This window comes from Rhizobium sp. SVR5-9E, from assembly GCF_056755095.1.
On the sequence record NZ_JBNDHS010000066.1, the window covers coordinates 23,531 to 35,033 of the forward strand.

Here is an 11,503-nt window from a genome sequence, read left to right on the forward strand (position 1 = left end):
AGGGAGTAGCTTTCGCACGATAGCCGGCAATTCTAGCGTTATGAGAAGATAGCGAGGGCGGAGTTCTGCGCCCAAGATTTCAAAGGATGGATTTGTGTGCGTGTCTTAATGAGAAGAAGTAGGCCGCGGCACCTGTGCTCGCAGGATTATCTGCTCCTCGGAATAGCGGCTCTGGGTGGCGCGCTGGAATTTTACGATTTCATTATTTTTGTTTTCTTCGCGGTCGTAATCGGCAAGCTCTTTTTCCCGCCGGGCGTGCCGGAGTGGCTGTTGACGATTCAGGTCTTTGGGATCTTCGGTACGGGCTATCTTGTGCGCCCGCTCGGTGGGATCATACTCGCCCATTTCGGCGATCTCTTTGGACGTAAACGCATTTTCGCATTTTCAATATTGCTCATGGCGCTCTCTACTCTCGGAATGGCGTCTCTTCCGGTATACGCATCGATCGGAGTTGCCGCGCCGGTGCTGCTCGTGATCACGCGTATTCTGCAGGGGGCGGCGATCGGAGGTGAAATCCCGGGAGCGTGGACTTTCGTCGCCGAACACGTTCCCTCCCGCCAGGTTGGATTTGGCTGCGGCGTTCTCTGTGCCGGCCTTACTTTAGGAATTCTGCTGGGAGTCTTCGTAGCCGCTCTGATCAATGAGCTCTTCACGCCGATCGATGTTGCCGCCTTTGCATGGCGTATTCCCTTCTTCATCGGGGCGGTTTTTGGGCTCATTGCGGTGTATCTACGTCGCTGGCTGCGGGAAACGCCCGTATTCTCCGAAATGGAGAAGAGCCATCGTCTTGTTCCGGAGCTTCCGCTCAAGGTGGTCTTGCGTGACTACCCGCACAGCATTGCCGTCTCTTTGCTGCTGACGTGGTTTCTTTCTGCCGGCGTCGTCGTCACAACATTGATGACTGCGACCTTCTTGCAGCAACTCTACGGATACACAGCACAACAATCTCTTCTCGCGACTGGTTTCGGCGCGCTTTTCCTTATCTTCGGCTCTGCCGCTGCCGGTGCGATTGTGGACAGAGTAGGCTCTAGAGGATTTTTTGTCGCGGGAAGCATATTCTTTGGCGCCGCAACATTCACCTTCTATAGTTTCGCGGCCGTGTCACTGCCGATTGCCCTTGCCCTTTACGCACTTATGGGACTGTCGGTCGGTGTGGTAGGCGCCGTTCCTTACGCAATGGTGCGGGCCTTTCCCGCGTGTGTACGTTTCACAGGCGTTTCTTTTTCCTATAATTTATCTTACGCCGTCTTCGGCGGCTTGACACCCGCGGCTGTGAGCTTGTTGCTGCCGCTTAATCCAATGGCGCCTGCATATTATCTTCTCTTCATCGCGGCTCTGGCGCTTGGTATCGGACTCTATCTTTGCAAGAATGGTGACGGGCTGGAGTTTCCCGCAGGTATTGAAGAGCGCGCGGCACTTGCATGTCAGCAATAGGGTTCCAACGACAGCTTGCGCAGGAAGGGCAGTCGATTTGCAAACCATGCCGTTCCCAGATCTGGCTGGGAATTTAGGAGCCTGGTTAGGCTTTGATTGCGACTGACGGGGAATGGTCGTGTTTGCAACTTAGGCGACGGCATCAGCAATAGGGGAAGAAATCTTCGGATGTTGCCGACGGAACTCCTCTCTTGGGGAGATAAAAGTCCGTAAGGCCTATGTCGCGCTGAAGGTGTGGCGTTAATCCATCAATTCTTCGCGGTTTAGAACGGAAGAAATATTCCACGATCCGGCGAGGGGTAGTCCGGAAAACCCGGCTGCGTGACTTCGACTGTCCGTCATTGGCACGCGCAATTGGTGGGTGAGTGTTGAATGGTCGAGTGGCGTTGACAGGATTCGCCATGGGTGCCTCCTTGAAAAGCTACCCAAGTGTTGCCGCTCGATGTTCTAAGATTGTTTCAGAGCCGGCCTTTTCGGCTACTTTTGTAGCGTCAAGATTTCTATTTGGTATCGAAATAGATGGACGTACAGCTCCCGTTTCATCCGAAATATAATGTCTATTTATTGTAATTAGTGGGTAATTCTCAAAGATAATTCTCCGAATGCTAAATCGGAGGCCCAGAATGTCCTATAAAAATGTGAGCACTGGCGGTGATGATGTAAAGCGGATGCTTTACCCACGCCTCGTGGCAGTCAATGGTTCTTTGTTGGTGTCTCCGAATCCAGCGGATCAGCCAGCCGTAACTCAGCCAGTTGTGCTTGCGCAACGACATGATAGCGCGGCATCATTGTTACTGCGCATCATTTTCGATGGGCTGGTTCTCGCTGGGATGTCAATGTATCCAGAACTGGCCGCTCTATATGCCGACGATATGGAATAACAAGCGGTTGGTGCCGATCAGCAGATTTCGCCCGGCCTTGGTGGCTGAAATGTTTGTGGTCTGCCTCCTAGAGCAATTTCAGGAAAAGTGCGAAGCGGTTTTCCCCGGCGGGAATTACGAAAAAGCAAAGAGATAGAGCGGTTCTGCGATTCCGTGAAAAGCTGAACCGCGCTAATGCCGCTTTGCGCCGCGGAAGCCCATCGGCAATCGCAGGCATCCCGCAGAGACCGGTTCGGCCGATCCAAGCCAAACGAGCCTTGGGAAAAGACAACCGAAACCCATGGAAAGGATGTCAATCGCAGCCTGGATTGTCTGTCGCGATGAATTCAACACGACTTCGATCGGGTTAACCGGTAATGTCGCAAGCACTCGCGTCGATTCCGGCTTCTGCCTGCCGAGTAATATCAGCGTGTAGCAAGAACTATGCCGCGTTGGTTCTGTCCGATTCGACGTAGGGCGCCTTCTGGCGCATGCTGCTTTTGAACTGCGAGAGAATTGTTATCGTTCTTGTAAAGGGCATTGAAATACCTTCAAGATCTCCCAGCTCCATAACGGCGTTGCAAATTGCCGCCAACTCAAGTGGCAGGCCCTTTTCGTAATCCTGAAGCATCGAAGTCTTAAAATCGCCCATGCTGGCGCCCATCGCGAGAAGCGAGCTGGGATCGAGCTCCAATCGCGCGCCAAACGAAGCAGCGACCAACAAGCCTTCATCGACCAGCTTTCGGCTTACGATGGACAAAGACGGATCACCACAAACATCACGTAACGTGGCGCCGGTGACAACCGAAAGCGGATTGCTACACAAGTTGGCAACGACCTTCGTCCACAGGGCATCACGTATCCTTTCCGTGACGCGCGTGGCTATCCCACTTTCAGCCAACAGAGCTGCAAGCCAGTCCGTTCTATCGCTGCGACGATGGTCTATCTCTCCTATGACGCAACGGAGAGGGTTTCTGGTACGGGCAACGCCGGGCGCAAGTCTTTCCGCAGTGATTGTCGTAACGGCGCCAATTACACGCTGCTCCGGCAGCAATCGCTTGAGGCGCTGACGAGGGTCGACAGCCAGAACGGTGCGGCCGGCGTGACGCCCTTCAACCCCCTGGAAATACCACCATGGAATGCCGTTAACGAACGGAACGACGAGCGTCTCAGGATGAATGAGGGGTTGTACGGCCTCGGCCAGGGATTCAAGGTCTTGCGCCTTGGCGCAAAGAAAAAGCACATCCGCGCTCTGAAGCTCGTCGGCGGTGCCGACGGTGACATGAGCCCGATGTTCTCCTTCGGCGTCCATAAGAGACAAGCCATTTTTCTTGATAGCAACGAGGCTTTCACCTCGGGCAAGAACACTGACGGAATGCCCGCTTATTGACAGCCGTGTCGCGAGCGTGATGCCGATTGCACCGGGACCGGCAACACAGATGCGAAGCCCTTTCGCTGCCTTATGAATCGATAATTCGGGTACGATCTCATGCATCCTGGTCTCCTTCTACGATCCAAGGCGAACTGTTGTTTCGGCTCGGTCACTGCACCACGCGTCAGGAACGCTCCTTTTGATCGTGAAACGGAAGATATGCGCATCAGGAAACGGTCTCCCGGCGCCACCTCCGACCGATCATTCCGGCCAGCAAGGGTGAATTTTCTGTTCCGTAACATTTGTCTCCCTATTCGGGAGAAGCGCACGTCTCGGAGAGCCGCCCATGTCTATCGGACACCATGGAGACGGCGCTGCCGCGATGGCTAAGCCGATTAGGTTACAGGCAAGTTGCGATCGCCCGTCGGATGGTTGCAGCTGTAACGTTGGCAGGGAATATTGAATGGATAGTGACGGGCCGCATAGCTAGGTGGTCGAAAAGAGGTTCGTGTTTTGTGGAAGCGGTTCGACCGATCGAACAAGGCGGGCGTATTCGAGCTCTTCTTCGACCACCTCGCATCCCTCTCGGGGCGCATCCGGTACAGATGTTCGACAGTGCCATCGTCCCGCGCCCATGTTTCGGCAGCGGGCGCAAAGGGGGCAGAACGACAAGGCGCTTGGCGTTCGCGCGGGGAGCTTCCTTCGTTGCTCTCGTCGCCGGCCTCATCTTGGTCAAATCCGTCCACGCAGCCGTACTCGCGGCACTGCGCCGGCTACATTCGAAACCAACCTAATCGATTTTTGACATGAACATGTAACGACGCCGAAACAGGTTTCGCGGATTCACTCGTACTGTGGAGAAGATGATGCGCTATCCCCAGCTTAAACGTCGCGACGGCGCCGTAGTCAATACCGCGGCAATCGCTGCATTCCGAGAGGGCTTCGCGGGGCAGGTGATCCTGCCGCAGGATGACGCCTACGACGCCGCGCGGCAGATCTGGAACGCCAGCATCGACAAGCGCCCGGGGCTGATCGCGCGCTGCGCCGGTACGACCGACGTGGTCCGAGCCGTCAAGTTCGCGCGGGCGAACGACCTGCTGGTCGCGATCCGCAGCGGCGGCCACAACGTCGCCGGCCGCGCCCTGTGCGACGACGGCATCGTCATCGACCTGTCAACCATGACCGGAGTCTTCGTCGACACGCGGCAGCGCACGGTACGGGTGCGCGGCGGCAGCACCCTGGGCGAGCTGGACCGCGAGACCCAGTTGCATGGCCTAGCGGTCCCTGTCGGCGTCGTCTCCCGGACCGGCGTTGCGGGGCTGGCGCTCGGCGGCGGCGTCGGCTGGCTGGTGCGCAAGCACGGCCTGACCTGCGACAACCTTCTGTCCTGCGAGGTCGTCACGGCGAAGGGAGAGGTGATCACCGCCGATGCCGAGTGCCATCCGGACCTGTTTTGGGGCCTGCGCGGCGGCGGTGGCAATTTCGGCATCGTCACCTCTCTGCTGTTCCGGGCGCATCCGGTGACAACGGTCCTGAGCGGCGTCGTGCTTTATCCGCGCGATGTCGCCGCGGCGCTCTTCCGGCACTATCGGGATTTCATGGCGACGGCGCCGGAGGAGCTCACGGCCTATGCGGGGCTGATCTCGACTCCGGAAGGCGCGCCGGTCGCGGCCGTGATCCTGTGCTACAGCGGCGATATCACGGAGGGCGAGCGGATAGTGCAGCCTTTGCGCAGCTTCGGCACGCCGCTGATGGATGCCGTGCAGCCGATGCCCTTCGGAGCGATGCAGGCGCTGTTCGATGCCTCCATCCTCGACAACACCTTCAATTATTGGAAGTCGACCTTCCTGACCGAGCTGAGCGATGAGGCCATCGGACTGATCGTAGACCATGGCAACCGCATCGAATCGCCGAAGTCCGCCACCATGATCGAATTCTACGGCGGGGCCGCCAGCCGGGTCGGCCCCACCAACACCGCCTTCGGCCAGCGCCAGGCGCAGTTCAACATCGGCATCAACGCGCAATGGACGGACCCCACCGATCGTGACCGGCATACCGGCTGGGCGCGAACCATGTGGGATGCGCTGCGTCCCTACTCCAGCGGCGGCTACTTCCTGAACTTCCTCGGCGACGAGCCGGCGAGCACGATTCGCGCCGCGTTCGGCCCGAACTATAAGCGCTTGGCGAGACTGAAGGCCGAATACGATCCAACCAATTTCTTCAGCCTCAATCAGAACGTCCTACCAGCAACTGATCCTCGGCAGCAGCTGTTGGCCTGTGAATAACCATCGCGTTAGACGTTGCAAGCTTCCCACAAATACGCCCCGCGAAGGTCCAATAGCACCGCTTATCATCGCTCCGCACGTTCTCCAAATGAACCCGGCCTCTCGGAGCAGCGCTCTACAGGGACCGCGCTCGGATCGAGCAGGCTATTGGAAAGGTCAAGCGGTTCAAACGCATCGCCTGCGCGGCGAAAAGACCATGCGAAACTTCTTCGCCTTCATTGCTCTCGCCGCCGGCTTCCCTTGGGTCAAATCCGTCTACACGGCCCACCTGGAGGTTGACGGCGTTCAATAGCCCATCGCCGTCATGTGGACGCCGCGAGTTCAACAATCGCCGCTCGTTTCTTCAGCCAGCGAAGAACACGAATCCCTCCTGGTCCATCCACTGAAGAAGCCGCTCGCTTCTCGTCTTGATGAGGATGTCACCGAGCTCAGCGTCGCCAATCGCGATCAATGCGGCCTTCCTCGGCCTTATGAAAATATTCGGAGCGGACAAGCTAGCCTTTCAGCGGCCGCAGCAAGATCACGCACGCTACACCGGTCAGAGGCAGTGTTGAAACGAGATGTGCGCACAGACGTGGATCCAAGGAAAATTGGAGCCACACGGCGAACCCAAGTGCCGGCACAGCCACGATACTCATCGCAAAGAACGCCGGCCCGTCGGCGGATCCCCCGATCCGCTTTCGACAATGTGTGAATCTGATAGCCTATTGGGGAGAAGGGGAGTCGCGGCCTCTCTCGCGCCTCACACTGATATCTGTCAGTCCCTTCGTGAGAGGTCCAGCTTGCCACTAAAGTCCGTCCTCATTCGATGTTCTGCATATGTCTCTGAAGAAGTTTCACTCGAGAGGCGATCATTCGTGGTATCTTCTGTCATGAATTGATAGCCTCGGTTTGCAATGGTGGCGTCGGCAGCAAGCATGGAATCGACCCGGAACTGCTTTGTATGCCGGGGCTTTGCCAGAAGGTGCCAGACGGCTGTGGCGACATTTGTTTGATGCCGGTGATCTATCATTAGCAATGGAGCGTTCATGAAAACTTTTCGGGAAATCCTTCAGAAGGCCGAAGCCGATGGTGTGGCGATCGGGCATTTCAATGTCTCCGACTTCACGCTCGTCAAGGCGGTCTTCGGCGCCGCCCAGGAGGTCAAGGTACCTGTCATCATCGGTGCGTCGGAAGGGGAGCGGAAATTTTTCGGGACGAGGGAGCTTGCCGCTGTGGTGAAAAGCCTCAGGGAAGAGTTCGACTGGCCGATATATCTCAATGCCGATCACACGCATTCGCTGGAGAGCGCGCTGGAGGCGGCGAAGGCCGGGTTCGATTCCGTCGTCTTCGATCTCTCCGCCCTACCGGTCGAAGAGAATATCAGGAGGACGAGAAAGGCGATCGAGGAGCTGAAGTCCATAAACCCGGCGATCCTGATCGAGGGAGAGATCGGCGATATCGGAACGGGGTCGGAAATTCACGAGCGAATCAACACGCACGACCCGATCCTGACGACGCCGGCGGAAGCGAGGCAATTCGTCGAGGCGACGGGGATTGATGTTCTCGCGCCGGCAGTCGGCAACGCCCATGGCATGGTGCAGAGCATGGTGGAGGGCGAAACCAAGAAGCATCTGAGGATCGACCGCATCCGGGAAATCAAGGCGGCGACCGAAGTCTTCCTGACGCTGCATGGCGGATCGGGGACGGCGGATGCCGACCTGAAGCAGTCGATCGATGCCGGCATCAACATCGTGCATATCAACACGGAGCTGCGCATCGCCTGGCGGCGCGGCCTCGAGGAAGGGCTGGCGAAGGAGAAGTCCGAAGTGGTCCCCTACAAGATCTTGCCGGTTGCGGTTTCCTCGGTGCAGGAGGTCGTGCGGTCGAGGCTGAAGCTCTTCAATAAGATGCCGTAGGGGCCTTGGCATACGAAGGCGGGATTAGGCGCGTGCGATTATTGGCGCCCGATCGAGACGGTCCTTGGCTTATCGCGATTCGCGAGCCTGCCTCGTTTCCTCGGGACGTGATGGCGGTGGAACTTGCGCCCGGCGGAAGAAGTCCTGACAGCTCCCGGAGGTGGTCAGCCACGGTGGCCGGATCCGCGATCAGCCCGTAGAGCGCGACGAGCGCCGACAACGAGGGGAACAGTGCCAACAAGAGGTAGAACGTCACTCCGGCCGCGATAAGCGTCACACGATCATCGCTGACTTCGTGGACCAGCCGCCAAAAGACATCGCGTAGGCCTTTGACGGGTATCGCCTCGGGTGCATTTGCGTCCGTTCCCCGGCCGGGCTCGGCTTTGGCTATAGCGGACACCGCGATCAAGGGCAGCCTGACGGGTCGCCTCTTCCTTTTTCCAGGAACTGCTTTCTGCTTCCTGCGCCAACATTGACGCAGGCTCAACTGCTTCACCGTGCCAAAAAATCCGCGACATTAAAGAGGCAGCTTGCCGACGAGCGATCTATTGGCGACGTGCAAGCCGTGCCCGGGCTGCGATCGCAAGCTCATTCATTCTTAAATCGCTGTCAGCAGAACGATTGGCGGCTTGGCTGACGATCCTCAGAATTTCACTTCGCGTGTCGATCTCGGCGAATTCCTCGGCCATCAGCCGCGCGCGCGACCGATAGCACGGCTCGTCTAGCACGGTGCGAATGGCCTGCTTCAGCGCGGATGGTGTCGGTTCATTGGTCTTGAGATCAATTCCGACGCCGGACCAGGCGACACGCGCGTTCACGTCAGCCTTGTCCTCAGTCAGTCCGGCGGTGACGAGAGGAATCCCGAGACTCAGGGCCTGGTTGACGCTGCCGTAGCCACCATTGGTGACCAGCACATCGACCTTCGGCAGCAGCCATTCGAACGGCAGATAGCTGGCAAGACGCGCGTTGCTTGGAATTGGGCCTGGTATGGCATCGGTCGGGCGACCACCGGCGGTCGCGACCACAAGCACGTCGGATTCGTCGGCGAGCGCCGCAAGCGTTGGAGCGACGAGAAGGTTGAAATCGTGGTTCGCAACCGTTCCCTGCGTCACCAGGACGACCTTGCGTGAGCCATCCAGTTCGTGAGCAAAGGGCGGCAGCGGAGCTTGATTCGGAATGAAAGGCGGGACTCCGACGAAGTTCACCGAGGTTGGAATTTTACGGGGAAACTCGAAACTCGGAACCGACAGCTGCATATAGGCATCCGCAAGCTCCACGACCGAATCGAAAAGAGCTGTCGACAGCGGCTGGACGCCGAGTTCCATGAGGCACAGATCCGCCCGTCTGGCGATGGGATGGCTGACGAGCCTGTCGTGTTCTTGGGCGATCGCCGCATATTCCTCGTGTTGCGCTTTGGTGACTGCCGGTGGCAGGCCCGCAAAATGCGGCGCATTGTCTTCGCGGCGCCAGTGCAAGATCGACGTGCCGCAAAGAACGATCGGCGGCCTTTTCGAGCGCGGCCCGAGCAGCATCGGCAGGAGGCCGAAAAACATATCGTCGCCGATGACGACATCGGCCGGAAAGTCACGCAGAACCTGCTGCAGACCCAGGTGCTGGGCAGGAATCGTATCGACGAAAACGCGTTCGATAGCAATGCGCAGCCATTCGGGTCCGGGCGGCATGGTCTTCAACTCCGGAGCGATTGAATGGATGTCCTCCGGATCGAAGTCAGCACCCGGCGGGAGCGGATGGAATTCAGCCGTAATGCTTTCGATGCGCTTGCGCAAGGCTGTGCCTGATAAAGTAAGGACCCGATGACCTTCGGCAATCAGGATTCGGCCGACTGCAAGCAATGGATTGAGGTGACCCGTTGCCGGCGTCGAGACAATGAGAATGTTCATGGTATTCAATCGCTCTGTTGTTGAAACATAGCTCTTGCCCCTTCTCCGGAGTTAAGTCCGCTCCGTGGCCCGAGCAGCGACGAGAATGAGCGATCACTGTTACCGCCCAGCTTCAGAGCGGTGGTGAAAGGCTACGCTTGAAATATTGGATGCTTGCCGAAGCGATTGCGCAGCGGCTCTAGGATAACGCTTCTTTGGCGGCGGGGCAGGATAAGGAAGCCGTTCCTCTGCGATCGGCTCTTGCCGTCCGAAGGAGTGCCTGTTTCTCCGAACAGGCGAATACAGGCTCTGGACCGCTGAACTACAGCCGTAACCTGCTTTTCCAGATTCGAAACGCTCCTGTAGCCGGGCGCCAGCAATCTCTCTGCTGTCGACACTCGACAGTTAGTGGAGAAAAGCAAATGCAACAAAAAGGAAATTCACCGCGCGCCATCATCGCTGCCAACAGCAACCGCGTACGCGAATGGGAAGGAGAACCGTCGGATCTCGAGGCCATCCTGCCTTTCATGTTCAAACCGGAGCCACCCATCGTCGTCGACGACAGAGGAGGTTGGCTCAAGGTGGCTCTATCCCGGGCGATATCGAATATCATGGAGGGTCTTGAGCTCTCTTGTGCCGGCCTGCATCCGGAAAACCGCCATGTGCCCGATGAGGAGGAACATGTCCCCAAGCATGACCAAGACTCGTTGCGTGCTGGATAGCTCGGGCCTGAAAGCTGGATCTTTCCGCTTCCTGGAGCTCGCGGCCCAATCCCGAACACGTCCAGCGCAGAAGAGCGCATCGCCAAACCGCAGCGAGAAGTAAGCCCAGGCACGGACACCTCATCCGGTCGCGGATCATCGATCCTATCGTTACTTGCCACGCCGTGGCACGGATTGGCCCGTGCGGCCGAGATGCGGCGGATGCGAACAGCGCTGGAGGTCCTGGATGATCGGATCTTGAAGGATAAAGGACTGTCACGTTGTGATATTGACCCGTTGTCAGACTCGGGCGGCGTTCGGATTGACGCCACTTCGACCCGATCGGACCGTCCGCTTTGGAATACGGGCGCAGTTCCACGCGCCTTATTCCACGACTTCGTAGCTGAAGAGCAAGGCGGGAGCTGCCTCCGGCGCGACCGTGGCTGCGGAAGAGGACCCCTCTCGGTGAAAGTGCGTTGCGGGTTCACGACGCCTACCCGCTGCCGATCTACCCTCGTCCTCACCACCGCAGCTTAGGCGGCTAGCGCATAGCTGCTATCCCCATCAAGGCTGCTGGTCCTAACACCTAATCCGGGATTTGTCGTCCAGGTGCGAATTTTCTCGAACCAATTCCCTGCGCCCCTGACAGGGTTGCAAAGGAATATGTCACAAGTTTTTTCCATCGAAATTCGTTTTCATCGCTATTGCGCTGTCTGGTTTTGCATTGCGCCGTCGCTTGCCCATGCGCGTCTGGTGGGGCACTGCCGTCGACAAACGTCTTGGATTGTGACTGGCGGCAGTTGCTGCATAGTTCCGGAAAAGTCCGGCCCTCGACAAAAGCGTCACAATTGCAATCGGGATGTCTCGGCTGCAGAACAGCTGAACGAGCCAATTTCGCAAGGGCGAAAACGAGAACCATACTTCTCAATCACTTTTCGAAAATCGGCAGCCATCTCGATGCGGCGATCTCTGTCTAGGACAAGGAATTCACGATAGAACCAACGATGACGTAGGACCGGCGCCCGGTCGGTGACCTGTCTCTTATACACATCTGACGCTGCCGACGACTAGTC

8 protein-coding genes and 2 pseudogenes are annotated in these 11,503 nt (G+C 57.8%); 6 read left to right on the top strand and 4 right to left on the bottom strand.

Translation table 11 applies throughout. The features are described from left to right. Positions 1–108 precede the first annotated feature (108 nt). The gene (locus ACPYOJ_RS24420) at positions 109–1,434 is read left to right on the top strand and encodes an MFS transporter (RefSeq protein ID WP_481418554.1); all 1,326 of its coding nucleotides are present in this window, start codon (positions 109–111) and stop codon (positions 1,432–1,434) included. Positions 1,435–2,057: 623 nt separating this feature from the next. Further along, positions 2,058–2,315, top strand: coding sequence for a hypothetical protein (locus ACPYOJ_RS24425; RefSeq protein WP_481418547.1), 258 nt, complete (start codon positions 2,058–2,060; stop codon positions 2,313–2,315). A gap of 421 nt (positions 2,316–2,736) precedes the next feature. On the opposite strand, the gene ACPYOJ_RS24430 is transcribed toward ACPYOJ_RS24425, so the two are convergent. After that, positions 2,737–3,789, bottom strand: coding sequence for a ketopantoate reductase family protein (locus tag ACPYOJ_RS24430; protein WP_481418548.1), 1,053 nt, complete (start codon positions 3,787–3,789; stop codon positions 2,737–2,739). Positions 3,790–4,532: 743 nt separating this feature from the next. On the opposite strand from ACPYOJ_RS24430, the gene ACPYOJ_RS24435 reads away from it, so the two are divergent. Next, positions 4,533–5,951 (top strand): FAD-binding oxidoreductase, encoded by a 1,419-nt coding sequence (locus ACPYOJ_RS24435; RefSeq protein WP_481418549.1) that lies wholly within the window; start codon positions 4,533–4,535, stop codon positions 5,949–5,951. A 428-nt stretch (positions 5,952–6,379) separates the two neighbouring features. Here the strand turns inward: ACPYOJ_RS24435 and ACPYOJ_RS24440 are convergent. Next, a pseudogene (locus ACPYOJ_RS24440) lies at positions 6,380–6,613 on the bottom strand (DUF983 domain-containing protein); the annotation flags it as partial. Between the two features lie 366 nt (positions 6,614–6,979). Between ACPYOJ_RS24440 and ACPYOJ_RS24445 the strand changes: the two are divergent. Next, complete coding sequence (locus ACPYOJ_RS24445; RefSeq protein WP_481418550.1) at positions 6,980–7,849, top strand: class II fructose-bisphosphate aldolase; 870 nt, start codon at positions 6,980–6,982, stop codon at positions 7,847–7,849. 124 nt (positions 7,850–7,973) lie between these two features. On the opposite strand, the pseudogene ACPYOJ_RS24450 reads toward ACPYOJ_RS24445, so the two are convergent. After that, a pseudogene (locus tag ACPYOJ_RS24450) lies at positions 7,974–8,240 on the bottom strand (YhjD/YihY/BrkB family envelope integrity protein); the annotation flags it as partial. A gap of 154 nt (positions 8,241–8,394) precedes the next feature. Further along, on the bottom strand, positions 8,395–9,750 hold the full coding sequence (locus tag ACPYOJ_RS24455) for a glycosyltransferase (protein ID WP_481418551.1): 1,356 nt from the start codon (positions 9,748–9,750) through the stop codon (positions 8,395–8,397). A gap of 401 nt (positions 9,751–10,151) precedes the next feature. Here ACPYOJ_RS24455 and ACPYOJ_RS24460 point away from each other — a divergent pair, with 401 nt between their 5' ends. Continuing rightward, positions 10,152–10,451, top strand: coding sequence for a hypothetical protein (locus ACPYOJ_RS24460; protein WP_481418552.1), 300 nt, complete (start codon positions 10,152–10,154; stop codon positions 10,449–10,451). 174 nt (positions 10,452–10,625) lie between these two features. Beyond that, on the top strand, positions 10,626–10,967 hold the full coding sequence (locus ACPYOJ_RS24465) for a DUF1127 domain-containing protein (protein WP_481418553.1): 342 nt from the start codon (positions 10,626–10,628) through the stop codon (positions 10,965–10,967). The last annotated feature ends 536 nt before the right edge of the window (positions 10,968–11,503 follow it).